The sequence below is a fragment of the Kitasatospora paranensis genome (assembly GCF_039544005.1).
Lineage (GTDB): Bacteria > Actinomycetota > Actinomycetes > Streptomycetales > Streptomycetaceae > Kitasatospora > Kitasatospora paranensis.
Map to the genome: position 1 here is coordinate 3621850 of NZ_BAABKV010000001.1, position 26227 is coordinate 3648076.

Sequence of the window (26227 nt, forward strand, 5' to 3'; positions counted from 1 at the left end):
TCGGCCAACTCCGAGGCGATCAACCGGACATCCCGTGCGAGTTCGGGGATCTCCTCCAGACCTCCGCACTCCTGGTGAGCACGGCGGCCAGCAGGTCGCCCTCGTACATGTCGCCTTCCGCCAGTGGGTCGACCCGAAGGACCTCCACCGCCAGCGGCAGAAGATAGGCAAGGCCCACGTCCTGCCTGATCAGCAACCGCATGTCCTCGACCGTCAGGCCGCCGATCGGCTTGCACCGAAGCTCACGCACGGTCGCCATCAGCCAGGTTTCGCCGCCCGACGGGGCCGCCCAACGGTCGCGCTCAAGCTCCTCAAGGGAGCGGTCATGGTTCAGGAGTCGAGTCACCGACCGATCGTCCCATGGCAGATCTCAAACGCGGTCTGAGGTCCGGATCTGCCCAAGGCTGATCGTTAACGTGAATGTGTGGGCGGCCGGCAGGAACCTCCGATTTGATAACTACACCTACGCCGCTCGACCCCTTGGTCGCCGCCCGGCGTGCCGCCGCCTCACTTGTCGTCCAGCTGGTGAACGGACTATCGGTGTTACCGAGCTGGTGCATTTCTGCCGAGGCATCGCCTCCACGGGGAACCGCCACGCCATCTACCGCCGCATCGAAACCTGGGTGGCCCTCGGGAACGCCACGATAGACAGTGGTACCGCCACCGCAATTATGAACCAGGACCGGCGTGGTACCGGCCAGCACATAGTACGTGTGGCACGGCCGCCTACCCTACCTGCCTTTTCCCAGGTCAGCGGCGGTTTGACGTTCCGTTGGGGTGCGTGATTGTGCGCTGGCGTGCGTGGTTGTTGCCGTCACTACTGCCGTCAGAGGACTAGACCAACAGGCGGCGGCGAGGCGTCGCGCCGCCTATCCACCGACCGACATCCGAGCTACTGTGGATGTTATGACTTCGGCTTATGAGGATCTGCCCTTCAGTGAGCTGCTCCACCATCCCGCCGCGACCACGCGCCGACTCGAAGCCGTCCGCGCCTTGAGGCTTCGGAGACGCGACGCGGGGGATCTGGCCCTGATGCGCGTCGACCAGATGGAGCGCGACGCCACCGTCGTGGACTTCACATCCCGCCTGCTCGCCGGGCTGGTACGGACCGAGAACATCAGCGCCCTGCGCCAGGCCCTGCCCGAAGCCCTCCCATGGAGCACCTTCCTGCCCGCCGAGGACATCGACACCCTGCTCGCCGAGCTGGTCGACACGGCTCGTGGCGCGGTAGCCCTGGACAATCTCTCCCCGATCGCGCTTCTGCTCACCCAGTGGAAGCACAGCGCCGAGATCTACGCGGACCCCGCCCTGCACGCGCTGCTGACCCGCGAGCCCGAGGGCGACCTCGGCCCCGCCCCCGCGCCCGGGGCGGAGGAGTGAGCCCGAAGCGCGGAGACCGGGCCGCGCCGCCGCCGACCGGCGACGAGTACGACCTCCGCTTCGCCAACACCGAGGCCGCCGACGGCTGGGAACACCTGAGCCGCCAGGCACCGGGCAACCTGCGCCGCGCCTTCGAGCGGATCCGCGCCACACCCCGCGCCGCCGAGAACCCCGAGCGCCAGCACCGGCTCAAGGGCAAACTCGGTACCACCACCTACAAGGGGCAGACCCTGGAGCGCTGGCAGTACGAAGTCACCGGTGGCGGACGCATCTGGTACCTGCTCGACGACGCCAACCGCACCGCCTGGATCACCTACGCCGGCACCGGCCACCCCAAGACCACGGACTGACGCGGTCACGGGCGGCTGCCCAGCGGGGGCTCCACCGCTCGCACGCCAAGCCTCTGGTCGACGCGGCGTCGTCCCCTCGCGGAGAGCCCTGCACCGCAAGACCCGCCCCCGGGTCAGCCTTCTTCCCGTTGGATAGCCCGTTGGGATATCCAACGGGACAACTTGCTGCGCCAACAGCCCGGTTCCGGTCAGCCCGGTCGCCGACCGTCGCCGGACCGTGAGGCAGTCCGCGCCCGGAGCCTGATACGCGTCCACAGGCCACACCGCGACCGGGGCGGGCGAGATGGGCGCCCCAACGACGGGACGCTGGGAGCTTCGCTCCCCGCCGGAGGCGAGATCGGCCACCGCCCCCGGTGAGCCGGACGACGGACGTGAAGGGTCGCCCCCTGGTCGGCCCTGTTGCCTGCGATCCGGCCGTAGGACGGTCGCAGGCGACAACTTGCTGTGCGGCGCGGGCAAGGAGTCCATAGCCCATAACTTGCTCCGACCCTGGGCGGTGCTGGGGTAAGCAGCGCTTACCGCACAACTTGCTCCCATCGGGCACCAGTCAAGCCCCGCTCACGACCTGGCGGCCCGCTGACCGCCGACACCCGTGAAGACCTCGGGTCCGGTCTGAGTCTGGGTCGGTCGGCGACGTCGGGCCACCTCCAGCGGGCGGGGCCCGCCTTGAACCTCGAACCTCGTAGAGAAAATCTGGACGCACGGCTCCAGCCCCAGGCCGTCCGGGGGCTGAGAGGTCAGCGGTCTCGCTCGGTGCCACCTGCCTCAAGTGCGTCGACGCGAGCACGCAGGGCGGTGAGCTGATCAAGCGTCTCGGCGAGCGCCAGCTCCAGCGCCTCGACGCGGGCAGCTGTCCCGCCGACGGGCGTGTTCCCCGTGTCCGGGCTTCCGCGGTCTTCGTCGGTGCCGATGTCGGGCTGGGCGACGAAGGCGCCCTTGCCGGGGTGGGAGATCGCGTAGCCGTCCCGCTTCAGCAGAGCCATCGCCTTCTGCACGGACAGGCTGGAGGCCCCGAACTCCGCCATCAGCACCGCCTGCGTCGGCAACGCGTCTCCCGGCATCAGCTCGCCTGAGCAGATCCGTTCCCGCAGGGCCTCGGCGATGACCTCGAACGTCAACAGCACCGTTCCGCCCACGGGCCTACGCCCCCGTCGCCCGACCGGCACCGCAGGTCACCTGCTCTCTCAGCTCCGCTATCACCGAAATCCGGCCCGTCCAAAACGGGAAACCGGGTCCAAAGTACTCGCACCCCGACCACCCACTGAAACAGATGAGGAGGGATGCACTTGAATGCGCGCTTCAGCGATGCTACCTTCACGCACCGCTGGTGAACACCACCGCTGACCAGGCCAGACGCCCCCGGCCCACCACCCGCGCCCGCCGTTCTCTCGCGCACTGACCACCCAGGTCACCCCTCTTCTCCCTCGCTCCCTGCCGGAGGTCTGTCCCCATGCCCGCACAGCTCCAACTCCCCTCCCCCACCAACCGAACGTTCGCCACACCTACACAGCAAGGGAGGGCTGACCTGCCCGTGAACCGTGACTCGGCGCTTGAGCGCCGAGGGCGGCTGACGGCCAGGCTGGCCAAGCTGGCCGCCGCCGGACACCTCGCACCCCTGGCCCGCCAGGTCGGCTCGCTGGGCGGATGCGCCCGCCCCATCCGGATGACCGGGCACCGCACCCGCCTGGACAGCGCCACCGGCCAGATCCTGGACCACCTCGACACCCGCCACCTCCCGGCCGGCGAACTCCTGCTGCGGTGCGGAAACCGCCGCGCCACCCGCTGCCCCTCCTGCTCCAACGTCTACCGCTACGACACCTACCAGCTCATCGCCGCCGGACTACGCGGCGGCAAGACCGTCCCAACCAGCGTCTCCACCCACCCCCGCGTCTTCGCCACCCTCACCGCCCCCGGCTTCGGCCCCGTCCACAACCAGCCCGGCGCTACCTCGTGCGTCTGCGGTGCTCGGCACGGCGACAGCGACCCGCTGCTCGGCACGCCGCTCAACCCGCAGCGGTACGACTACACCGGGGCGGTGCTGTGGAACGCCCCCGCCCTGTGGGCACGCTTCACCACCCACCTGCGCCGCGAGATCGCGCATGCGGCCGGACTTACCCAGCGCACCCTGCGCCACCACGCGACCCTGTCCTACGCCAAGGTCGCCGAGTACCAGAAGCGCGGCCAGATCCACTTCCACACCATCATCCGCATCGACGGACCCACAGGCCCCGCCAGCACCCCGCCCGCCTGGGCCACCACCGATCTCCTCGACCACGCCGTCCGCGCTGCCGCAAAGCGCACCCGAGTCCAGCACCAACGGCCCTCCGGGGCAAGGAGACCGACGGGGTGCAGGCGTCGGAGTCCAGGGTGTTCCGGTTCGGGCGGCAGATCGACGTCCGAGCGATCCGCAGCACCGACTTCACCGGCGACGGCCCCGTCACTGACCGGCACGTCGCCGCCTACATCGCCAAGTACGCCACCAAGGGAGCCGAGACCACCACCGGCACCCTCGACCGCCGACTGCGCTTCCTCGCCGAACTCGCCCAGCACGACCTCACCGACCACGCCCGCCAAATGATCCACACCGCCTGGCAGCTCGGCACCCAGCTCCAGCACGCCCACCTGCGCCTGCGCCAATGGGCGCACATGCTCGGCTTTCGAGGCCACTTCTCCACCCGCACCCGCCACTACTCCACCACCCTCACCCAGCTACGAGCCGAACGCACCGCCTGGCGCACCCGCCAAGACGACCCCCAGGAACGGACTGACCAGGGCCAGCCGGTCACTGACCAGCACAGTGACCGCAGTGACCTGACCGCCGGTCACACCGACCCCGACGCCGGTCACCGCAGCGGCCACCGCGCGGGGAGCAGGCAGCGCGGTCAACAGACACCACCCTGGTGATCTCGCACTGGCAGTACGCCGGAAGCGGCCTTCTGACCACCACACCGCGAGCCCGGACCGAGCAACCGCGCCGCCCTCGGATCGGCCGCGCCCGCCGCATCCCCGCCCACGCCCTGACCGCCCTCGTCCACCACCAACTCGAACGGGCAGCCTGATGACCAACCCCAGCAACACTCCCGTCCCCTCCAGCACCGCCGGTTCGCGCAGGGTCCGCGCCAACGGCGACGGCACCGTCTACCACCGCAAGGACGGCCGCTGGGAAGCCGCCGGATACGTCCTCGCCGCAGGCGACACCCGCAAGCGCATCCACGGCTACGGCGCCACCCGCAAGGAGGCTCTAGCCTTGCTGACCGAAAAGGTCGCCACCAGCAACCGCGGCATCGCCGCGCCCTCGGCGCAGGGCAGCGTCGCCGCGTTCCTCACCTACTGGCTGGAGACCGTCGCCGTCCACCGACTCCGCGAGAACACCCACACCCGCTACACCGCCTGCGTCCGCCTCTACGTCATCCCTGGTCTCGGCCGGAAGAAGCTCGCCAAGCTCACCGCCAAGGATGTCCGCACCTGGCTCGACCAGCCCCGCACCACCTGCCAGTGCTGCGCACGCGGCCTCGACACCACCCGCGAGCAGCCCCAGTGCTGCGCGGCCGGGACCTGCTGCCGCAAGCGGCTGTCGCCGCCGACGCTGGCCTACGTGCACTCCGTCCTCAAGTGCGCCTTGGAGCACGCCGTCCGTGAAGAAGAGATCCCGCGCAACGTCGCCCGCAACGTCCGCATGGGAACACCCCGGCCCCGCCGCTTCGAACCCCTCACCGGCGAAGAAGCGCGTGCCTTCCTCACCGCCGTCGACGGCCACCGGCTCAGCGCCTTGTTCGAACTCGCTCTGCGCACCGGCCTGCGCAAGGGCGAACTCCTCGGTCTCCGCTGGGAAGACCTCGACCTGGTCGGCGCGACCGCCAGCATCCGGCGCACCCTCCAGCGCACCAGTTCCGCCGGCCTGACCCCCCTGCCCACCAAGACCCACAGCTCGGAACGGCGCATCGCTCTGCCCACTGAGTGCCTGCGCTCCCTCGAACAGCACCGAGAACGACAGGCTCAGGAACGCGAGGCGGCAGGAACCGGCTGGAAGGCCAGCGGCTACATCTTCACCCGACCCGACGGCAACCCGATCGAGGGCACCACCCTCACCCGGCACTTCAACGCCCCACTCCGCCGAGCCGCCCTACGACGCATCAGGTTTCACGATCTCCGGCACTCGGCGGCCACGCTCCTGCTGGAGCAGGGCGTCGAACTCGTCGTCATCAAAGAGCTCCTCGGCCATGCCCACATCGGGGTGACCGCAACGGTGTACGCCCACGTCCGCCTCCGCCTCCGCCTCCGCCTCCAACGCGACGCCATCGACCTCCTCGGCAACGCCCTCCGCACCCCAGCCACGTCGGCCGTCCGACCCAACGACGGCGACGAACCACCCGTTCGTGCAGCGCCCGTCCGCTGACGTTGCCGTCAACTACTGCCGTCAGACGCCCCGAGGCCCCGCCGAAAACGGTCCGGCGGGGCCTCCCCTGGGCACTGCTCGACAGTCTAGATAATCACTTCAGCAAAAAGATGCTAATCTGCCTCTTCGCCATATTCCCGACATGAAACAAAGCCATTTAGAAATTCAGTAAATGAGTCTGCAATACGCCTAGGAACCCTGTCTTCGTCGACATAAGAAACGGATGGATCGCTCTGTGTTCCACATTCAGAGTAGTCGAACATAATGGTGTCCGGTCCGGCGGATGGAGTAATTCCGAGGACGACACCGATCTCCGGATACTCCCATTCGGCGATCAGACGGGACGACACGAGATCAATCCCCCACGCCCCTCCAATTCCCAAAATCACGTCGACGCACATATGGCCAGATGCCCACGATGTGGGGAAGGCTGTAGGGAAGCAGCGATTCCGCAGGATTCCGCCATTCTGCACCCGCAGCAGGCCCAGGTAGCTCGCGGGCAGCCGAACCCCGAGTGCCTCCTGGGCCTGCCGAATCATCTCGCCATCTACCGGCGGGCCAACATAGATCGAGTCGTCGTCATTATCAAAAATCATGGAATCGGAAAATCCAATCTAGCAAATCGAGAAGCCGCCAGTGTGGCCAGTTTGCGAATGCACGGACATGCTCACGAGTTCCATCAGCCCACAGTCCTGGCTATGATTCCAGGTCCAGGTCCCTTTTCGATAAGCTGCAGTGATTCCTGCCGCCTTATCCGCTGCCGCGAAATCTGCCGATCTGCTACCAGTCAACGTAATGCGCACGTCCGGAACGTTTGGATCCTTCCAAGCGCTAAAATCGGGGAATCCTTGGGCATCAAACGGTACACCCGTGACCGGGTGCGTGCCACCAGCGAGGCGCGCGTTAATCGGCCCGACAGGAGTTCCGCCCGAGGCGCACGGGCACGCTGATGTATGGCCGTTTACCGCGCCATTGCAGTTATGGACCAAGATCGGCGTGCTACCCGCCAGTACATAGTACGTGTGAATGTCGGCGACGGTCAGGTTGTATGCCGTCCGAGGCGCGGTGTTGTAGCTGCGGGCCGCTGTGACAACGACCGATGTGCCATCCGACGAGCGCAACTTGTCACCGACCTTGACGTCCTCGGCGTCGGTCCACCGGGAAGTGCTCTCGTCCCAGTAGGGGTGGTGAGCGGTGGAGGTGATACCGGACGTGGTCGAGCGGGCTCCGTCCTGGCCGCTCACTGCGACCGTCAGGTCGGTGAACTGGGCGTCATCAGGGGTGATGATGGTGGCAACGACGGGACGAGCGGCGGTCCGGCCGGTCTGCGGGTCGGTCGCCAGGACCTGGTCGCCGACCTTCAGTTCGTTGATCGCCTTGGTGCTGCCATCGGCGAGTTCGACCTGGGTTCCGGGGAGGAAGCTGTTCTTGCCAGGGATGGGACAGCTCGACGACTCCCGTGACGGGGGCTCCGAATCGTGGGACGAGGACGACGGTGTGTCCTCCTTCGCCTCCGGCATCGGTCCGTCGTCGGCATGGGTCGCTGCCTGTTCGGCTTCGGAGGCCTCCTTCTCCGTCTTGCGGGCGAAGTTGTATGCCTCTTCGGCGTCCTTGGCTATGCGTTCCGCGCTGCGGATGGCGGTGTAGGCCTTCTCGCCCTCCCGCCACAGCTTGAAGGCCTTGATGCCGACCTTCACGGCCTTGAAGACCTTCGCCCAGGGGACGAAGTTCAGGGCCGTGTTGATGCAGCCCATGACATCGCCCTTGGTGAAGCAGTCGCGGGCGTCGTTGAAGCCGATCAGGTCGCCGACGACGTCGACGATCTTGTTGAGGAGTTCCTCGCGGGCCTGCTTGGCCTTGGCCAGGGCCGCGTCGGCGGCCTGCTTCTGCCGCAGGGCGTCGTCGTTGGCGCCGGAGCCCTTGCCGCTCGGGTTGCCGCCACCGCTGCCGCTACCGCTCCCGTCGCCATGGGTCCCAGTCGTCCCGCCCACGCACGGCCCGTTGCACACACCGGGCGTGGGATCCCGATCGATCATCAGACCGCTCGGGTCCGCGTTTCCGACCGGATCGTTGCCCGCGTACGCATAGCCGTTCCACGACTGCGGATCGGCGGCGTTGAAGAGAGGGTCCACCGACAGGAAGCGCCCGGTCTTCGGGTCGTACTGCCGTGCGCCGAGGTTGGTGAAGCCGGTGTTCTCCAGGGTGCCGCCGACGAAGCCCTTGTCGCCGGCCCAGCCCGACGGCTGGGTGCCGCGGACGTTGCCGAAGGGGTCGGTGGGACGACGGGTGGCCGTGAGCGTGGCCGCGTCCATCTGGACGCCGTTGGTGCCGTGCGGGTCGGAGGCCTGGTAGTAGAGCGTGCCACCGCCGGCGGCGGTGACGCGGGTGATCGTGAGGCCGCCCGGCGCGCTGTAGTACCGCGTGTCGGACATGGTGTGGGTCGCGGTGTCGAGGGTGACCTCGTCCGTCCCCATGTTGACCGTGGTCTTGCCGCCGGCCCGACGGATCAGCTGGTTGCCGTCGGCGTCGTAGACGTACGACGTGTCACCGGAGGTGCCGGTGTCGTGCACGGTCTGGATCCGGCCCTGGGAGTTCCAGGTCAGGGTCTTGGTGCCACTGCCGTCCGTGATGGACGTGGTGTTGCCCGACGCGTCGTACTGGTACTTGGTGTCGGTGCCCACTCCGTTCACGGTCGCCGTCGAAAGCATCAGCGCGTGCGGACCGCCCGTGCCGCCGCCCGTGTTCTGCGCCGTGGTCGGGGTGTTCGGACCGGTCGCGAAGGTCTGGCCGACCGTCTTGTCCTTGGTCGTCACACCGGTGACGTCGTGCTGGACGAACTGGGTCCGGTTGCCGGTCGCGTCGTAGGAGTACGACTGCCAGTACGGGGCCGGCCCGCCGATCCGCGAGGTGGCGGTGGCCGCCGTCGGCTCCACCGGGTTGGTGCAGCCGCCGATGCCCAGCACCGAGGGCGCGGGTGCGGTGGTGGTGGTGCCCTTGTCCGTCCAGGCCGCGTTCAGGCGGCCGAGGTAGTCGTACGTGAAGCACTGCAGGTCGGTCTTGGTGCCGTCCTGCACGTCCGACGCGGAGGTGAGCGAACCTGCCTTGTTGTAGGTGTAGTTGGTGACGTCGACATGGGTGGTCGTCGAGGTCTGCTTGTCCAGGGTGGACTGCACGGCCCGGCCGGTGGCCGGGTCGTAGGCCTGGGTGGAGACCACCTGCGTGCCGAACGGGCCGACCGTGGTGCGGGTCGGGCGGCCGAACGGGTCGTACTGCATGCCCTGAACGAGGTAGCTCAGGCCACTCGACGTCTTGAAGTTGCCGTCGACGTCGTACGAGTTGCCGACGGTCTCCGAGGCCAACCCGCCGACCGCGGGCATGGTGACCTTCTTGGGCAGGCCCATCACCGGCGTGTACTGCATCGACCAGTTGTAGGTGCCGGCCAGTTCGGTCTCACCCGTCACCGAGGGGATCGTCAGTGACGAGCCCGTGGGACGGTAGCCGATGTCGTAGCCGGTCACGGCCTTGGTGTAGGCCACGCCGTTGGCGTAGCTGGTCGAGGAGTCCGGCTTGCCCTTGGCCAGCGTGTCGTACGCCCAGGACGCGGTCTTCTTGGAGTTGTCGGTGGTGTCCGTACCGTCGTACTGCGCGGTCTTGCGGCCGAGCAGGTCGTAGGTGAAGCTGACCGACTTCTGCCGCGCGTCCGTGGCGCTGGCCACGTGGCCGGCGCTGTCGTAGACCGTGGTGGAGACGCCGGCGTCCGGGTCGGTGGAGCTGGTCTGCTGACCGAGCAGGTCGTAGGTCTGGCTCCACTGGTGGTTGGTGGTCGAGTCCTTCGTCCAGGTCGGGCGACCCGCGACATCATGACCGTAGGTCGTGGCGTCGTAGGCGCCGGTGGGCGTGTTGGACTTGTACTGCCGGGTCTCCACGGCCGCACCGGTGGCGTCGGTGATCGTGGTGGTCGCGTACCCGCCGGGCGGCGGGGTGGTGTCGGTCCGCTCGGCGCCGGGGTAGGCGACGGTGGTCCGCCACTGCTCCTGCGCATAGGACATGAACTTGCTGGCGGTCAGGCGACCGAGGCCGTCGTACTCGTTCCAGGTCTGCGCCGCGACGTCGGAGTCCTGCGGCAGGAAGATGGTCGACGTGGGACCGGAGTCGCCGTTGTAGTACGACGGCGTGGCCTTGATCTGCCAGCCGTGCGAGTCGAACGTCGCCTCCGAGATCAGCCGGCCCACCTGTCCGAAGACCGGCATGGCCTGGGTCTGGCGCACCCGCCCGAGACCGTCGTAGATCTGGATGCTGTTGCTGTAGGTGCTGTCCTCACGCAGCGTCTGGCTGGTCACCGTCGAAGGCCCGGCCGACCCGTTCATCGCGTACGAGAAGACCCGGTTGGCGCTCTGGGTGGCCTTGTCACGACCGGGCTGCCAGACCGAGGTGAGCCGGCCGAGGGCGTCGTAGGCCTCCTCGGTGATCCGGCCGTTCTCGTCGACCGCCTTGGTCGGCACGCCGCGGCCCGGGTCGATGGTGGTGGTGGACTTCCAGCCCAGCGCGTTGGTGACGTCCACGCTGGTCGGCAGTTCGCCGGTGGCGGGCGTGTAGACCGTGCTGGTCGTCGCGCCGCTCGCGTGGGTGGCGTCCGTGCGGTTGGGGTCGGTGGTCGTCTTCTGGCGGCCGTACGCGTCGAACGTGGCCTTGGCCGTCGTCCGGTACGACGGCGTGCCGTCGGTGTTGTAGGACGCCAGGACCTGGGTCTGGGTCTGGTCGCCCAGCGTGCCGATGGTGCCGAGTGCCTGACCGTCGTAGTAGGTCAGGGTGTCGGCGATGGTGTTGGCCGCGGTCGGGGTCTGACCGCAGGCACCGGCCAGGGTCAGGATCCGCTGCGGGAACTCCACCAGCATGGTGTTGGTGCCGCCGGCGTACGTCGTTTTGGTGCACTGCTCCTGGTCGGAGCGGGAGGTGTCGCCCTTGACGTCCACCGTGTCGACCCGGCCCGCGTGGGCCTCGTCGTACGTGGCGTCACGTTCGGTCGTCCGCCAGGTCGTGCCGTCCGAGAGCAGCGAACGGCTCTCCACCTCGGCGGTGTTGACGTAGTGCGCGTAGACCTTCGGCAGGCTGCCGGTCTGGGTGTGGGTGGAGGTGACGCCGGACACCCACGGGGTGGTGCGCTCACCGGCGACGACCTTGGCGCCCGCGGCCGCCGACTCGTAGGTCTGGGTCTCTCGGACGAAGCCGGCCAGTTCCTCGGAGTCGGTGATGGTGCCGCCCCAGGTGTCGGTCACCTGGCCGCCCATGCCGCGCAGGAAGGTGGTGACCGCCTTGGTCTTGGCACCGTCCGAGCCGTTTCCGGTCGTCGTGGTGACCGTCTGGTAGCCGCGGAAGTTGTCGTACGTCCGGGTGTCGTCGTCGGCGAACTCGGAGTCGTTGCGGTGCCAGGCGGCGCCGCCTCCATAGGTGTACTCGGTCACCTTCGCGACATCGCTGGTGACCAGCGACTGCTCGGTGACGGAGGCGACGAGGATCTTGTGGAACCAGTCGTCCACCGGCTTGGTGGTGGCCGGCGAGCCCGGCGGCACCCACTTGACCGGCATGCACGCCATGGTGTTGGTGTCGGCCGAGGCGGGCATGGTGCCGTTCACCCGGGAGCACTCGACCGGCTTGTAGGTGACGTTGATCCGGCCACCGGTCTCGGTGGTGATCTCCTTCATCCGGGGCCGGTTGAACTGCGGTGCCGCAGGCACGAGGCCGTCCACGCGGTTGGCCATCTGGGCCGCGGTGAAGGACACCTGCGGCACCGAGAGGGCGGACTGCCCGTTGGTGCCGCTGCGCTTGATCGAGGAGAGCCACAGGGTCGGCGAGGTGCCGTCGCCCGGGTCGGACCACACCTGGGTGAGGTCCCAGCTGTCGACCGGACGGGCCGCGCCGCCGACGTAGATCGTGGTCGCGACGTTCGTCAGACGCTTGGTCGTCCAGAACGACGGACCGTAGTTGGTGCAGGCGCCGGTCGAGGCGCAGTTCTGGTCGAGCGGGCTGTCCGGCCAGGACGACTGGTTGGCGACCGTGCGCTGCGCGGTGGTGCAGGTGATCGAACCGGAGGCGAAGCAGCGCTCGGCGGTGGTGAAGACGATCTTCGCCGCCGGGTTGCCGGCGCCCTTGGAGGCGATCTGGTCGGCGAGGCGCAGACCGTAGTCGATCTCGGCGACGTTCGAGAAGCGGTTGTACTTGGTGAGCGTGCCGGTGCCGTTGTTCTGACCGCCGCCGCGGCTGTAGTAGTTGTCCTCGCGGCTGTAGTTGTACTTGATCAGGTTGCCGTGGAGGTCGACGATGTAGTCGAGGTTCCACTGCCAGCCCATCTGGCACCAGGACGCCGCGCCCGTGGACGAGTTGTAGCAGGGGTCGCCGACGTGCGGGTGGTACACCGGGACGGTGTTCACCGAGTTGCTGGCCGGGTCCGTGCCGTCGCCACCGGGCAGGTGGTTCGCACCGAAGTAGTACTGGGTGCCGTCGGTGGTGGTGACCTTGAAGCCCTCACCGTTCCAGGCACCGTTCGTGAGACCGGTCAGCGGCGTGATCTGGGTGCCGTCGTCGCCCTGCAGGTGGAGGGCGCCGGTGCTGTCGTCCTTGACCACCGTGCCGGAGTGGCCGGCAAGGTTGAGCTGGAGGGCCTGGCCGGCCCAGCACTCGTCGCCGGACATGTCGATGCCCGACTTCAGACACGCCTTGTAGGACCGGGAGATGGAACCGGCCGAGTAGTCCCAGCCGTCTCCGACCCAGGACGACTGCGAGTTGGTGGAGGCCGTCCGGCCGTCCACCGCCGCGGAGTCGTAGCCGAGCATCACGCTGGGCGCCGCACCGCCGATGGCGGTCGGCATGTCGAAGGTGTAACTGTACGAGAAGTCACCGGCGTTCGAGCCGGCGCTCCACTGCGCCGACGGCGCGATCGGCGTGGCGGCGAACGAGCCCATCGAGCCGGACGGCGCGGCCTCGGCGGCCAGCACCATCGCACCCGAGGCGGTCGCCCCGAGGGCCTGGACGGCGTGCGAGGTCGCCCCGCCCGTGCTGGACGGGGTGGACGCGGTCGGGGCTGCCGGCAGAGCCACCTTGGCGGTCAGCTTGCCGGTGCGGGCGTCGACGGCCGACTGCACCGGCGTGCGCTTCTGGCACTCCGGCTTCGACGGCGTGGTCAGGGCACACGCGGGGAGCTGTACGAGACGTGCACGGTCGCTCCAGCCGGTGGTGCCGGCGAGCGACTTCAGGTCGACGGAGAGCTGGAGCGGGTGGCCGGCCCTCGCCGAGCCGTTGGCGCCCTCCAGCGTGACGACCGGGCCGGAGGCTCCGGTGGCCCTGGACTTTGCCGCGTCCAGCACGTCGACCTTCACCGACGGCGAGCCGGCGGCCGAGTCCTTGGCCGTCCCCAGGTCGGTGAGGTAGACCGGCAGCTGGCCGGCCTGCACCGACGCCGCTCCGCCCGAGGCCGGGGCGGCGCCGCCCGTGAGCTTGCGGGCCGCCTCCTGCTCGGGCGACACCTTCGGCAGGGCGACGGTCGCCGACCCGCTCTTCCCCGCGACGGCCGCGGGGGTCTTCCACTCCTTCGGGACACCGCCGGCAGCGGTCTGTCCCGTCGTCCCCGCCGACTTGCCTCTGACGGACTTCGTGTCCGGCAGCGGTGTGTTCGGCGGTGTCCACACCTTCGGATTCGGCTGCTTCGCGGCGAGCGCATCCGCCGGCGGTACGGCCAACAACGACATTGCAACTGCGGTAAGCGCGACCAGACCCACTCCGCGCGACTGGCTTCTCAGCCAGCGCCCGTGTGGGGAGCGCGCACGCCAAGCCCCCACCGAAACTCCCCGATAATCTTCATGCCACACACAAATGACGCCCCGACACATCGGGGCGCCACGAGATATACAGATGTAAGCGAACGGGATCAGACACTAGGGGCGAACAGTCGTGCGACACCACGTCCCAGCGGCGGATTTGACGATTCCTTTACCTGTCGGGAGGTTGCCAAATCACGACAAGAACCGAAAACCGGCCATGAAGTCGGCAGCCCGTCGACCGGTCAGGGCGCGTCCGGGTAGACGAACACCACGAAGCCGCCGTACGCCGCCGAGATCAGTGCCGCGGAACCCAGCAGCAGGACCAGTGACGCCCGGCTGCGCAGCCGGGCGAGACCGTTGGCGAGCGGCAGCAGCAGGGCGAAGGCGGGCAGCAGGAAACGGGCGCGCGAGTTGAAGTAGGCGGCGTCGCCGAGGGCGAGCACCAGCATGGCGGCGCTGAAAAGGACCAGCACCGGGGGCTGGCGGTGCAGCACCGAGACGACCAGCAGGACGACCGAGCCGGCCAGCACGGCGGCGACCACCACGTCGGTCAGCCAGACCTGGTCGGCGTGGGTGAAGAGGTCGCGCAGTGAGTAGAAGGTGCTGCGGCCGAGGTCGAAGCGCGAGTGCCAGGCGTCCTGGACGCGGAAGTAGCCGTCCCAGCGGCCCTTCACGGCGGCGACCCAGGCGAGGAAGCCGAGGAAGCCCAGGGGCGCGATCACTGCGCCGAGCGCCGTCCGCCATCCGCCGCGCCGGCGGACGAGCTCCCACAGCGCCGCCGCGCAGACGGCCGCCGCCAGCGCGATGCCGGTCGGCCGGGTCAGCCCCGCGGCCAGACAGAGCGCCCCGGCCCACACCCAGCGGCGGGTGAGCAGGGCGTAGCAGGCCCAGGCCGCCAGCGCCGTGAACAGCTGCTCCGAGTAGGCGGCGCTCTCCACCACCGCGTACGGGGTGACGCCCCACAGCACGGCGGCGATCACCCCGGTACGGTGCCCGTAGAGGTGGGCGCCGACGGCGAAGATCCCCCAGGCCGCGGCCAGCGACGCCGTCCACGCCACCAGCAGTGCGGCCCGGTTGGGCTGCAGGGGCAGGACGGTGTGCACCAGCCGGATCAGGGCGGGGTAGGCGGGGAAGAACGCGTACGGCTCGTACGGGCCGTACGGGCCGGGCCGGGGCGCCGTGCCGGCGTAGCCGTGGACGGCGATCGCCTGGTACCAGAAGGCGTCCCAGAGCGAGGAGAGCCGGCCCAGGGCGGAGCCCTTCCGGTGGATGTTCCACACCACGAGCACCAGGACGCCGATCACCCGGACGGCGGCATAGCCGAGCAGCGCCGGTGCGGCGGCGCGCAGGGCGTCGGCGCTGCGGGCCCGGAGGCCGATGCGCTGTCCGGCGGCGTGGGACGACAGCACGACGGGCATGGGCCCCTCCCACGGCGGACGGCCGTCCGGTGCCCCGGACGGGCGGAGGGCCGTGCCCGCACGGGCACGGCCCTCCGATCAGACCGCGGGGGCGGGAGGGCGGGCAAGTCGAGCGTCAACCTGGCTTGACGCCCGGGCGACCGCCCCCTCGGCTACGCGTGGACGAGCTTCAGCAGGACCTCGCCCTGCGGGCTCCGGGCGACCTCCTGGAAGGCCGACCCGGTCGGCACCTCGCCGTCGGCGGGACTGATCAGCACCCAGGTGGCGTGGTACTTCTCCATCAGCCGGACCTGCTCGGCCTCGGTGGTGCCCTCGGCGAAGAACGCGTTGGTGTCCGCGCCCCGCTCCTCGAGCACGCCCAGCGGGATCGCCGGGTCGGGGTAGCCCGCCTCGACGGTGAAGTAGCCGTAGGCCGCCAGCATGGACAGCGGGCGGGTGCCCTTGGTCATCACCACGTCGCCGTACTTCAGGTACGCGTCGGTCCACTGGAAGCCGGCCCAGGTGTCCCAGGCCTGGACGTTCTTGACCACGGCCTTCGGCCACTGCGACTTCGGGACGATGTAGAAGGCTGCGCCGGACTGCACCCAGACGCCGACCAGCAGGACACCGGTGGCGATCAGCGACAGCTCCCGGCGGAACCACTGGCTGCGCGGGACGCGGACGAGTTCCAGGGCCACCGCGAACTGCAGCATCATCAGCGCGCCCGGGTAGGCCCGGCCCCAGCTGTAGTGGCCGCTGGCCCAGCCGTAGAACACCGTCGCGCCGACCAGCAGGAAGGTCATCACGAGCGGGTCCAACCGGTCGCGCCGGAACCGCATCACCAGCGCCGGGACACCGAGCAGCACCGCGAAGCCGAACCAGTTCAGCGGCTGCATGTAGAGGTGGCGGTGCATGGTGTCGAGCGCCGCGGACTGCTGGAGGCTGAACAGGCTCCAGTACGGCCACACGGCGGCCCCGGCGAGCACCACCGCACCGGACAGCACCCAGAACAGCCAGTCCCGGAGGGTGAAGGCCCGCAGCGATCCGGCCAGGATGCCGAGCAGGCCCAGGGCCATCACGATCCCGGTGAACGGGTGGGAGAGCAGGACCACGAAGAACACCGCGCCGAGGGCCAGGTGCGCGCACACCCGGAGCAGCGGGGACAGGTTGAGCGGCCGTGTCCCGGGCACCCGGCCGAGCAGCCGCAGCGCGGCGGCCCAGACCAGCAGCATCAGGCCGGCGGCGAAGGCGCTCGGGAAGGAGACGCCGAGCGAGAAGGAGATGAACGACTCGAAGCCGCTCCACACCCGGACGTCGGTGCCCCAGAGGAAGAAGTAGCAGGCCAGGACCAGCACAGGGGCCCAGCGGCGGGTGGTGAGCGCCCGGGTGAAGGCGCCGATGCCCGCCAGGACGAGCAGGACGTTCATCACCGCGAGCAGGTGCAGGGTCTTCAGCGGCACCAAGCCGGTGGCCCGCGAGACCAGGGCACCGAAGACCTGGTACGGCGAGAAGTACGGGCTGCCGTTCCCCGGGAGGTCGACCATCGGGCTGGTCGGGTGCGCGAGGTTCTCCCGGAGCCGCCAGATCGTCGAGGCGTGCTGGCCGATGTCGCCGGACCACGGCAGCCGCGCGCAGATCGGAAGCATGAACAGGAAGAAGAGCAGCCCGACGATCCGGTAGGGCGTCGGCCTGAACAGCCGTCCCGCGGCACGCCGCCGAGACCCGTCCGACGGGGAAGCGATCCGGGTATCTCGTCGGCTTCCGCCCCTGTGGGGGCTGGTCCGGTCGACGCGGCCGTATCGGTCATGAAGGCATCCTAGAGTACGAAAATCAGCCCAACGGCCGTGCGGCGCCGCGCCCGACCGGTGTCCGGACCGCCGCGCGGGACGGCGTGCCGGGCCTGCGGAGGCCGGGCGGGCGTCCCTGCCCGGCCCGGGGCCCGCAGGCCCGACCGATCACGGCGAGAAACGCGACACGAAGGTCAGGAACACCCCGTACACGCCGGAGCACAGGGCCGCGGTGAGCAGCACCAGCCAGCGCGCCGCGGGCTGGCGCAGCCGGGCCAGTCCCGCGGCGAGCGGGAGCAGCAGGGCGAACGCGGGGACGAGGAACCGTGCCCGGGGCGCGTAGTCCGAGCCGTCCCCGAGCGCGATCACGAGCATCATCGCGCTGAAGACGAGCAGGACGAGCGGCTGCCGCTGACCGACCGAAACCGCGAACAGCAGCACCGCCGCGACCACCACCCCGGCCATGACGACCTGGTCGACCGTGGTGGCCCCGCCGCCCGACCCCAGGAAGAGCCGGTGAAGCCAGCGGACGGTGCCCACCCCGCCGTCGAACTGCGAACCCCAGGCGGACTGCACGTCGAAGTAGCCCTTGAGCGAACCGCGGACCCAGCCCACGTAGCCGACGTAGCCGATCCAGCCGAGCGGCGCCAGGAAGGCACCGGCCAGTGGCCGCCACCACGCGGTGGCACCGTCGCCGCGGCCCCGCAGGATCTGCAGCGCCGTCCAGGCGCCGGCCACCACCACGGCGGCCGCGACGGCCATGCCGGTGGGCCTGACGAGGCAGGACAGGGTGCTGATCGCGCCGGCCCAGACCCAGCGGCGGGTGAGCGCGGCGTACAGGGCCCAGGCCGCGGCGGCGGTGAACAGGGCCTCGGTGTACGCGTAGCTCTCGACGACGGCGTGCGGGATGACGCCCCACAGCACGGCCGCCACCACGCCGGCCCGCCGCCCGTAGAGGTGCGCGCCGATCGCGAAGATCCCGGCCGCGGCGAGCAGCGCGCCGGCCCAGGCGACGAGCAGGGCCGCGTGGACGGCACTGACCGGCAGCACCGTGTCCACGGCCCGGATCAGCCCCGGGTAGACCGGGAAGAAGGCCCGGGACGAGTAGGGGACGCCGTTCTGGTAGCCGGGGATGCCGAGGTCGTCGACGTAGCCGCGCTTGGCGACGTCGAGGTAGAAGACCGCGTCCCAGAGGGTCCCGAGCCGGGTCAGCGTGGATCCGCGGCCCGGATGCGTCCACAGCATGAGCAGACCCACCAGGCGCACGGCCGCGTAGCCGAGCAGGGCCGGAGCCGCGTAGCGGACGGCGGCGACAGCCCGGCCGCTGCGCGACAGCGGCGGCGTCGCCTGCCGCTGGGGCCCGGAGGTGGAGAGGTCGGCCAGGTCACTCGCCACGGCGGGCACCCCCGAAGGCGGCGGCGTCGGCCTCGGTGAGCCGGTCGAAGGCCGTGGTGAGCCGGCGCTTCAGCAGACCGGAGAGCGGCTTCTCCACGATCCGGTGCAGCAGCCAGGCCGCGATGAGCACGGTCGCGACCACGACGGCCAGCGTCGGCGCGGGGGCGAGGTGCCCGCGCAGCCAGTGGATCATGGTGATGCCGATCTCCTGGTGGATCAGGTAGAGCGGGTAGGTGAGCGCACCGGCGGTGGTCAGCCACTTCCAGGTGATCCGGTCGAACAGCCCGAGGGCGGCGGCGAGGACGAGACCGAAGCAGAGCGTCATGATCGCGACCGCGACCGTCCAGGACAGGTGCTGGGGCAGCCACTGCTGGTAGACGCGGATCGTGCCGGACAGCTGGTACTGGGCGAGCAGCCAGGAGAAGACCACGATGCCCCAGAGCAGGAAGCTCTGCCCGAACCGGTACATCAGGTACATCGCGATGCCCGCCACGAAGTACGGCGAGTAGGAGGCCTGCGCGAGGGTGCTGAGCAGCGGGAGGCCCGCCACCGGGGCGAGCACGCCCGCGAGGGTCCACAGCACGCAGAAGACGACCGCCCGGCGGTAGGTGAGGCCGAAGGCGACGACCACCGCGAAGACGATGTAGAAGAGCATCTCGACCCAGAGCGTCCAGTAGCTGGGGTCGACGGCCTGGGCCCCCAGGGGGCCTGCAGCATGGTCAGGTTGGCCAGCACCACCCGGGGCGTCAGCGCGTGCGCCGTGCTGAAGGAGTAGCCGGCAGCGAGCACCACCGCGGACGTCAGGGCGACCGCCGCCCAGTACGCCGGGTAGAGCCTGACCACACGGGATATGAAGAAGTCCCGCGGCCGCTTGCCCCAGCACGACATGCAGATGACGAAGCCGCTGATCAGGAAGAACAGGTCCACGCCGAGCCAGCCGTAGATCGCCGGTCCGTGCAGCCCGGGGAGCAGTTCGTCCGGTGCGCCGCGCCAGACCTTCTCCCAGCCCGCCGGCTTCCCCACGTAGTGGAAGCACATGACGCTGAGGGCGGCGACGAGACGCAGCCCGTCCAGCACGTACAGCCGCGGCCTGCGGGCCGGGGCGGACGGCCGGGGCCGGTCCTGCGTCGATTCGGGCGCCGGCTCGTCGGTGCTGCGACCGAGCGGCATGGCGGGCAACGGCATGGGCAGGGGTGTCCGATCAGGAGGTCAGCAGGGAGGCCCGGGTACGCGAGGTCCCGGGAGTCCGCCGGGTGTGTCGGTGGTCGGCCGATCCGGCCGGGGCGCGGAACCGCGGGCCCAGGATAGCTGCCCCGTTCGATCACCCGGCGGACAGGCCGCGCTAGCGCCGGGGGACGACGGTGGCCTGCCAGAGCCTCCGGCAGGAGAGCACGGTGGCGGCCAGCAGGAGCAGGTTGCGGGCGACCAGGACGGCCGTCAGTGCGGCACTGCCGCGCATCAGCTCCTCGAAGAAGAGGGGGTACTCGACCGTGGTCAGTGCGGTGGCCGCTGCCAGCAGGGCCACCACCGGTCGCTGGGTCGTCGAGCGGTGGACGAGGCAGACGGCGCCGAGACCCACCAGCCAGATGAAGTACTGCGGGCTGATCACCCGACTCGTGGTGGTGAACACCAGGACGGCGGCGAGCGCCGCGTCCGCCGGGGTGGCGGCCGACCAGACCGAGGCCCGCCAGCGCCACAGCAGCAGCCAGCAGAAGCCGAGGACGGTGAGGGCCACCATGCCGTGGGCGAGTTCCGGCACGTAGGGGCCGAGGAACTCCATCGATCCGTAGTGGTACTGGATCCGGCCGGTGTAGCCCGCGAATCGGCTGCCCACCAGGAGCACCGAGCCGGCCAGCGATTCGAACTCGACGCCCCGGCTCTGCTGGGCGCCCAGGAAGTCGAAGGGCCCCGTGAAGACGAGGCAGAGGATGGCGGTCAGCGCCACGGCGGCCGCGACAAAGCCGGCCACGGCCGACTTCAGGGTGCGGCCGCGCGGGGCGCCGAAGACGGCGAAGGCCGGCCAGACCTTGATCATCGCGCCGAACGAGGCGAGCGCGCCGCCCCACCCCGGACGGCGGCCGACCACCAGGAGGGCCGTCACCGCGAAGGCGGTGACGATCACGTCGTAGCGGGCGTAGGGCATGTAGAGCATCAGCGGCAGGCCGAGCACCCAGACCCACACCCCGGCGGTGCTCCGCTCGCCGGTCCGGGCGGACAGCAGCAGGCAGAGCATCACCACGAGGTCGGCGAGGAACGCCACCACGACGAAGCCCTGCACGTAGTTCCCGGCCGGCACCGCCTTCGGGGCGAGCATGACGAGCGCCGCACCGGGCGGGTACTGCCAGGTCGGGTCGCCCAGCGGGTACGACCCGGTCGCGAGGATGCGGCTCCACTTCTCGTAGAGGGTGTGCATCTCGCCCTCGACGTTCACCTTCATCGCGAACAGCAGGCCGATCATGAGCACCCGGCTGCACGCCCAGTAGCCCGCGGGCGCGAGAAGCCGGACGGGCATGCCGCCGAGCCGTTCCGGCAGCCCGCCGCTCCCGGTGGCGGGCGTGGCGGGGGCCGCCGTGTCCAGGCCGCCGGGCGGCTCCAGACCGAGAGAACTGTGGGACGACATCATGCTCCGTCACTCCTGCGGCCCCGCGCGGGCTCCGCGAGAATCCGGCCGACAGGCATCGAAAGATCGGACAGGTCCGGGCTGTGGACTTCCACAGGCGGTTCGTGACGCTGCGCGGTCACTCCGCAGCGGAGTGGGTGGCGTGCCTGCGCCGACCATTATGGTCCACCAGGGCATCGATCTTCCGACCCCGTTCGAGCGCCTGGTCGAGCCCTCGCTTGAGGACCTTGGAGAGCGGTCGTTCGACCAGCCGGTGCACCAGGTAGGCCAGCACCATGACGCCCGCGATGACCAGGCCGGTGAGCAGGTAGGGGTTGATGCGGCCGTGCAGCTCCGAGAGCACCCACCAGCCGATCTCCTCGTGCAGCAGGTAGACCGGGTACGTCAGGGCGCCGGCCGTGACCAGCCAGCGGCCGCGGACCCAGTTGAGCCAGCCCAGCGCAGTGGCGAGCATCACGGCAAAGCACAGCGTCAGCAGCAGCAGGCAGAAGGAGTACGAGAGCCGGTGGTGCGCGTCGTTCTGGTAGCCGCTCATGATCTGCAGCAGCTTGTGCTGGGACACCAGCCAGCAGAAGGCGACGATCCCCCAGAGCAGCAGGTCGGGCCCGAAGCGGTACATCAGGAACAGCGCGAGGCCGGCGATGAACAGGGGCGCGTACTCGGGGACGAAGATCAGGTCCAGCAGCGGCATGCCCGAGACGCCGGCGGCGATCGCACCGAACATCCAGATCCCGCAGAACATCACGACCCGGCGGTAGGTGAGCCCGATGGCCACCAGGACGCCGAACAGCACGTAGAAGCGCATCTCGATCCAGAGCGTCCAGTACACGGGGTCGATGTCGAGCCCGCCGATGCCGTTCTGGATCATCGTCATGTTGGTCAGGACGTCCGAGTAGCGGAACTTCTCCGCGTTCCACATCCAGGACGGGTGCTTGCCGAGCACCACGGCCGAGGTGATCAGCAGGCAGATCCAGTACGCCGGGAACAGCCGCACCACCCGCGACACGAAGAACTTGCCGGCCGTACGCCCCCAGGCGGACATGCATATGACGAAGCCGCTGATCAGGAAGAACAGCTCCACGCCGATCCAGCCGTACGCACCGAAGGTGTGCAGGTGCGGAACGACCTTCGCCGGCGGCGCACCCCACATCGCCGGGTGCTGCTGGTAGCCCGTGTAGTGCCAGAGCACCACGGACAGGGCGGCCAGCAGCCGCAGCCCGTCGAGGACGTGCAGCCGCGGTCGCGCGGGTTCCTGCCTGACCGGCGTGCCCCCGCCCGGGGACAGGTCCCGTACGGGCGGCACGGCCGGCGGTGTGAACGCGGTGGTGCTGGATGACATCGGCATGGCTCTCAGATCCGGGCGCAGAGGCCGCCCCCACGCGGATGGACCGCGCGCGACGCCCCGGGTGGACCCGAGAACACTAACCGGCACCCGAACCGTTTATCGGCCCGGTACCCGACTTGTCGGCCATTGCACACCCCTGAGCCGCGCCGCCGTGAGGTTTGCCGATCAGACCAGCCGGCGGGCCGTCGCCCAGCGGGTCAGCTCGTGGCGGTTGCTGAGCTGGAGCTTGCGCAGCACCGCGGAGACGTGGCTCTCCACCGTCTTCACCGAGATGAACAGCTGCTTGGCGATCTCCTTGTACGCGTAGCCGCGGGCGATCAGCCGCAGCACCTCGCGCTCGCGCTGGGTGAGGCGGTCCAGGTCCTCGTCGACCGGCGGGGTGTCGGTGGCCGCGAAGGCGTCCAGCACGAAGCCGGCCAGCCGGGGCGAGAACACCGCGTCGCCGTCGGAGATCCGGAAGATCGCGCCGACCAGGTCGCTCCCGGTGATGGTCTTGGTGACGTAGCCGCGCGCGCCGCCGCGGATCACGCCGATGACGTCCTCGGCGGCGTCGGAGACCGACAGCGCCAGGAAGCGCACCCCGCCCTGGTCCCCCATCAGCGGTGCCGAGCGGCGCAGCACCTCGACGCCGCCGCCGCCGGGCAGGTGGACGTCGAGCAGCACGACGTCCGGCCGGGTCGCGGCCACCACCTGCACCGCGGACTCCACGTCGTCCGCCTCGCCGACCACGTCGATGCCGGTGACCTCGGTGCGCCCGATCTCGGCGCGCACGCCCGTCCGGAACATCCGGTGGTCGTCCACCAGCACCACCCGCGCGGTGCGCTCAGGTGCCGTGCCCCCTGTGTCAGTCATCTGCCCTCTCCATCTCCAGCTCGACCTCGGTGCCGCCGCCGGCCGCCGGCCGGACGCGGGCGGTGCCGCCGTGGCGCCTCATGCGGCCGACGATCGACTCCCGGACGCCCATCCGGTCCTCGGGCACGGTGTCCGGGTCGAAGCCGGGGCCGTGGTCGCGGACGAACACCGACACCGTCCTCCCCTCCACCTCTGCGTACACCTGGACCGGTCCCCCGCCACCGTACTTGGCCGCGTTGACCATTGCCTCCCTCGCGGCCTGCATCTGTGCCGCGATCCGCTCGTCCATCGGGCAGTCGCCGACGCAGACCAGCTCGACCGGGACGCCGTGCCGGTCCTCGACCTCGGCGACCACCGCGCGCACGTGCTCGGCGAGGGTGTCGGGGGCGGCCTCGGCGACGGCGTCAGGCCGGTAGAGCCACAGCCGCAGTTCGCGCTCCTGGGCGCGGGCCAGCCGCAGCACCTCCTTCGGGTCCTCGGCGCGCCGCTGAATGAGGGTCAGGGTGTGCAGCACCGAGTCGTGGACGTGCGCGGCGATCTCCGCCCGCTCCTGGGCGCGGATGCGGGCCGTCCGCTCGGCGCCGAGGTCCTGCCACATCCGCAGGGCGTACGGGCCGACCAGCACCAGCATGCCGGCCAGCACCGCGAGGGAGGCCTCGACGACCGACGCCAGGGTGGAGCCGCTGCCCTGCAGGACGAGGAAGGCGACGATGCCGACCACCACCAGCAGCACGCCGGCGGCGACCCGGACGAAGGCGCTGCGGCGCTTGGAGCCCTCGTCCAGGCCGAACCAGCGCTGCCACCGCGAGTCGTCGGCCTGCCGCCAGACCAGGGCGACGCCGACACCGATGGTGAGCAGCGGCCAGACGTACGGCTTGGCGGTCTGGATGTGCAGGGCGTTGAGCACGGCGATGACGCCGACCACCAGGGCGAGCAGGGCGACCAGTTGGCCGGCGCCTCCGGTCCGGCCGGTGCCGGCGGCCTCGCCGGGGGCCGGTGCGCCGCCCGGCCCGGCCGGGTCGGGGGCGCCGAGGAAGGTGCCCTGGAGGAGTTCGCGCAGCCGGGCGATGCCGCGGCTGCGGCCCTTGGTGGGCCCGGCGGGCCTGGCGGTGCCGACGCCGACCCGGACGAACGCGCCGTTGACGTAGGCCCACTGCGTGGCGGCGCCGGGCGCCGGTTCGCCGATGCCGATCGGCACCACGAACCAGAACGCCGCGTACAGCAGCGCGCCGATGCCCTGGGCGAAGAACAGCAGCACGAAGGCGAGGCGCACCCAGCGGACGGGCAGCCCGAGGTGGACGGCCAGGCCGTGCGCGACGCCGCCGAGGATCCGCCCGTGCGGGCTCCGGTACAGCCGCCGGTACGGCGGGTCCGCCGGCCCGCCCGCGGGATGCTCCGCCGCCGCGCCGGGGGCGGCCGGGGCGTCGGGTTCGGGGTACTGGGTCTCGCTGCCGGGTGCTGCCACGCCACAGATGGTCACACGGCGGCGGGTGCCGGTGCATCAGGGTCGGGCCCCGAGGTCTCTCAGGGAGAGATCAGGGTACGGACCGGGCCCGTGCCGGTTGGGTGCGGGCCCGGGAGCCAGCAGGATGGTGCCATGACCGACGAGCAGAGCACCGGGGCCGAGCCGGAGCCGTCCCAGGAGGGCCAGCGCCCGCCGTTGACCCGCAGCGACCGGCACCGGGTGGTGGCCGGCGTCTGCGGCGGTCTCGGCCGCCACCTGGACATCGACCCGGTGGTGTTCCGGGTCGTCGTCGCCGTGCTCTGCCTCTCCGGCGGGCTGGGCCTGTTCCTGTACGGGCTGGCCTGGCTGATCGTGCCGCGGCCGCCGGAGGCGGACGGCGCGCCGGGCCGCACCGAGCTCCAGCGGGTGCTGACCGGCCGGGTGGACGGGCAGTCGATCGGCGCGGTGCTGCTGACCGTGATCGGCACCGGGGTGTTCTTCTCCTCGATGGGCGACGGCGGCCAGATGTTCCCGCTGCTGCTGCTCGGCGCGCTCGTGTTCCTCGCCGTCCGGTACGACCCGGAGCGCCGGCGCCGGGCCGCCGACGGGGCCCCGGGCACGGACGGGCCCCAGGACGGGCCCCGGGACCGGCCCGAGGAGCAGGTGGAGCAGCTCGACTGGAAGACCTGGCAGCACCGGTTCGGTCAGGACTTCCAGGCGGAGTGGCAGACCCGGAAGGCGGAGATGCACGCCCGGCTGCGGGAGGCCCGGGAGAGTGTCGCCGAGCAGCACGCGCGGGCCCGGGCGGCCGGCGCCGTCCCGCCGGACAGCCCGCCGCCGGGCCCGTCCGGGTACCTGTGGGACCCGCGGCACCCGGAGCGCAATCCGTACCAGGGGCAGAACCCGCCGCCGGGGGTGCCGGCCCAGGCGTGGTGGCAGCGCACCGACCTCCCGGAGGGCGACCCGCTGCGCAAGCAGGCCCCGGCGGCTCCCGCCCGGCCGCGGCCCCGGCCCCGGCCGGACGGGGCGGCGGCGGACTGGGCGGGGTGGGCCTGCTGCTCGCGGCCGGCGCGGGGGCGCTGGCGTGGTGGCTGGCTGGACGGCACGGCGGGACGGTGCACCCGGCGACGGTGGCGGCCGCGGCGCTACTGGCGCTGGGCCTGGTGATCCTGGTGGGCGCCCGGTACGGGCGGGCCCGCGGGCTGACGGTGCCGGCCCTGCTGCTGGCCCTGCTGCTGGCCGGTTCGGGCGGCTCGGGCGCGGTGCTCGGCGCCGGCCTCGGCGACCGCACCTGGACGCCGGCCGCCGCGTCGGCGCTGCAGGACCACTACGCGCTGGCGGCGGGCGACGCGACGCTGGACCTGACCGCGGTGGATCCGGCGGGCGGGACGCTGAGCAGCACGGTACGCCTCGGCGCGGGTGACCTGAAGGTGCTGCTGCGGCGGGA

At 70.6% G+C, this 26227-nt stretch carries 17 protein-coding genes and 2 pseudogenes; 6 read left to right on the forward strand and 13 right to left on the reverse strand.

The features are described from left to right. Positions 1-19 precede the first annotated feature (19 nt). Positions 20-250: a contact-dependent growth inhibition system immunity protein gene (locus tag ABEB13_RS17380; protein WP_345706248.1), complete on the reverse strand. Its 231-nt coding sequence runs from the start codon at positions 248-250 to the stop codon at positions 20-22. A 782-nt stretch (positions 251-1032) separates the two neighbouring features. Between ABEB13_RS17380 and ABEB13_RS17385 the strand changes: the two genes are divergently transcribed. Together ABEB13_RS17385 and ABEB13_RS17390 are read left to right on the forward strand one after the other, a co-directional pair. Continuing rightward, positions 1033-1380 carry a hypothetical protein gene (locus ABEB13_RS17385; protein WP_345706249.1) on the forward strand — a complete coding sequence of 116 codons (348 nt, stop codon included), beginning with the start codon at positions 1033-1035 and terminating at the stop codon, positions 1378-1380. Beyond that, positions 1377-1730 (forward strand): hypothetical protein, encoded by a 354-nt coding sequence (locus ABEB13_RS17390; protein ID WP_230051969.1) that lies wholly within the window; start codon positions 1377-1379, stop codon positions 1728-1730. Before ABEB13_RS17385 ends, ABEB13_RS17390 begins: the two co-directional genes overlap by 4 nt. Before the next feature lie 737 nt (positions 1731-2467). Here ABEB13_RS17390 and ABEB13_RS17395 read toward each other — a convergent pair. Then, a complete protein-coding gene (locus tag ABEB13_RS17395) occupies positions 2468-2854 on the reverse strand; it encodes a winged helix-turn-helix domain-containing protein (RefSeq protein ID WP_345706250.1) in 387 nt (128 codons plus the stop codon). 539 nt (positions 2855-3393) lie between these two features. Between ABEB13_RS17395 and ABEB13_RS17400 the strand changes: the two are divergent. The 3 genes and pseudogenes from ABEB13_RS17400 to ABEB13_RS17410 form a co-directional block, all read left to right on the forward strand. Beyond that, positions 3394-3846, forward strand: a pseudogene (locus ABEB13_RS17400) (replication initiator); the annotation flags it as partial. Continuing rightward, positions 3789-4634 carry a replication initiator gene (locus ABEB13_RS17405; protein ID WP_345709707.1) on the forward strand — a complete coding sequence of 282 codons (846 nt, stop codon included), beginning with the start codon at positions 3789-3791 and terminating at the stop codon, positions 4632-4634. The pseudogene ABEB13_RS17400 and the gene ABEB13_RS17405, both read left to right, overlap by 58 nt. 154 nt (positions 4635-4788) lie before the next feature. After that, positions 4789-6126 carry a tyrosine-type recombinase/integrase gene (locus ABEB13_RS17410; protein ID WP_345706251.1) on the forward strand — a complete coding sequence of 446 codons (1338 nt, stop codon included), beginning with the start codon at positions 4789-4791 and terminating at the stop codon, positions 6124-6126. A 113-nt stretch (positions 6127-6239) separates the two neighbouring features. On the opposite strand, the gene ABEB13_RS17415 is transcribed toward ABEB13_RS17410, so the two are convergent. The 11 genes and pseudogenes from ABEB13_RS17415 to ABEB13_RS17465 form a co-directional block, all read right to left on the reverse strand. Then, positions 6240-6722, reverse strand: a complete 483-nt coding sequence (locus ABEB13_RS17415; protein WP_345706252.1) for an SMI1/KNR4 family protein — start codon at positions 6720-6722, stop codon at positions 6240-6242. 18 nt (positions 6723-6740) lie between these two features. After that, complete coding sequence (locus ABEB13_RS17420) at positions 6741-13868, reverse strand: polymorphic toxin-type HINT domain-containing protein (protein WP_345706253.1); 7128 nt, start codon at positions 13866-13868, stop codon at positions 6741-6743. Positions 13869-14182: 314 nt separating this feature from the next. Continuing rightward, positions 14183-15358 (reverse strand): glycosyltransferase family 39 protein, encoded by a 1176-nt coding sequence (locus tag ABEB13_RS17425; protein ID WP_345706254.1) that lies wholly within the window; start codon positions 15356-15358, stop codon positions 14183-14185. 152 nt (positions 15359-15510) lie between these two features. After that, positions 15511-16983: a hypothetical protein gene (locus ABEB13_RS17430; protein WP_345706255.1), complete on the reverse strand. Its 1473-nt coding sequence runs from the start codon at positions 16981-16983 to the stop codon at positions 15511-15513. 309 nt (positions 16984-17292) lie between these two features. Then, a complete protein-coding gene (locus ABEB13_RS17435) occupies positions 17293-18519 on the reverse strand; it encodes a hypothetical protein (protein ID WP_345706256.1) in 1227 nt (408 codons plus the stop codon). Beyond that, on the reverse strand, positions 18509-19174 hold the full coding sequence (locus tag ABEB13_RS17440; protein ID WP_345706257.1) for an acyltransferase family protein: 666 nt from the start codon (positions 19172-19174) through the stop codon (positions 18509-18511). Before ABEB13_RS17440 ends, ABEB13_RS17435 begins: the two co-directional genes overlap by 11 nt. Before the next feature lie 170 nt (positions 19175-19344). Further along, positions 19345-19704: pseudogene (locus ABEB13_RS17445) on the reverse strand (acyltransferase family protein); the annotation flags it as partial. Between the two features lie 157 nt (positions 19705-19861). Beyond that, a complete protein-coding gene (locus ABEB13_RS17450; RefSeq protein ID WP_345706258.1) occupies positions 19862-21142 on the reverse strand; it encodes a glycosyltransferase 87 family protein in 1281 nt (426 codons plus the stop codon). 115 nt (positions 21143-21257) lie between these two features. Then, complete coding sequence (locus ABEB13_RS17455) at positions 21258-22478, reverse strand: acyltransferase family protein (RefSeq protein ID WP_345706259.1); 1221 nt, start codon at positions 22476-22478, stop codon at positions 21258-21260. 171 nt (positions 22479-22649) lie between these two features. Further along, positions 22650-23336, reverse strand: coding sequence for a LuxR C-terminal-related transcriptional regulator (locus ABEB13_RS17460; protein ID WP_345706260.1), 687 nt, complete (start codon positions 23334-23336; stop codon positions 22650-22652). Continuing rightward, positions 23329-24801: an ATP-binding protein gene (locus ABEB13_RS17465; RefSeq protein ID WP_380231441.1), complete on the reverse strand. Its 1473-nt coding sequence runs from the start codon at positions 24799-24801 to the stop codon at positions 23329-23331. Before ABEB13_RS17465 ends, ABEB13_RS17460 begins: the two co-directional genes overlap by 8 nt. Before the next feature lie 132 nt (positions 24802-24933). On the opposite strand from ABEB13_RS17465, the gene ABEB13_RS17470 reads away from it, so the two are divergent. Continuing rightward, positions 24934-25947, forward strand: coding sequence for a PspC domain-containing protein (locus tag ABEB13_RS17470; protein WP_345706261.1), 1014 nt, complete (start codon positions 24934-24936; stop codon positions 25945-25947). Positions 25948-26227 lie beyond the last annotated feature (280 nt).

What these genes read in the sequence shown, in the direction of transcription:
- ABEB13_RS17385 (WP_345706249.1), top strand. Translation starts at nt 1,033, where the DNA reads ATGCGCGTCGACCAGATGGAGCGCGACGCCACCGTCGTGGACTTCACA.
- ABEB13_RS17410 (WP_345706251.1), top strand. Translation starts at nt 4,789, where the DNA reads ATGACCAACCCCAGCAACACTCCCGTCCCCTCCAGCACCGCCGGTTCG.
- ABEB13_RS17415 (WP_345706252.1), bottom strand. Translation starts at nt 6,722, where the DNA reads ATGATTTTTGATAATGACGACGACTCGATCTATGTTGGCCCGCCGGTA.
- ABEB13_RS17420 (WP_345706253.1), bottom strand. Translation starts at nt 13,868, where the DNA reads ATGTCGTTGTTGGCCGTACCGCCGGCGGATGCGCTCGCCGCGAAGCAG.
- ABEB13_RS17425 (WP_345706254.1), bottom strand. Translation starts at nt 15,358, where the DNA reads ATGCCCGTCGTGCTGTCGTCCCACGCCGCCGGACAGCGCATCGGCCTC.
- ABEB13_RS17430 (WP_345706255.1), bottom strand. Translation starts at nt 16,983, where the DNA reads ATGCTTCCGATCTGCGCGCGGCTGCCGTGGTCCGGCGACATCGGCCAG.
- ABEB13_RS17440 (WP_345706257.1), bottom strand. Translation starts at nt 19,174, where the DNA reads ATGCTCTTCTACATCGTCTTCGCGGTGGTCGTCGCCTTCGGCCTCACC.
- ABEB13_RS17450 (WP_345706258.1), bottom strand. Translation starts at nt 21,142, where the DNA reads ATGATGTCGTCCCACAGTTCTCTCGGTCTGGAGCCGCCCGGCGGCCTG.
- ABEB13_RS17455 (WP_345706259.1), bottom strand. Translation starts at nt 22,478, where the DNA reads ATGTCATCCAGCACCACCGCGTTCACACCGCCGGCCGTGCCGCCCGTA.
- ABEB13_RS17460 (WP_345706260.1), bottom strand. Translation starts at nt 23,336, where the DNA reads ATGACTGACACAGGGGGCACGGCACCTGAGCGCACCGCGCGGGTGGTG.
- ABEB13_RS17470 (WP_345706261.1), top strand. Translation starts at nt 24,934, where the DNA reads ATGACCGACGAGCAGAGCACCGGGGCCGAGCCGGAGCCGTCCCAGGAG.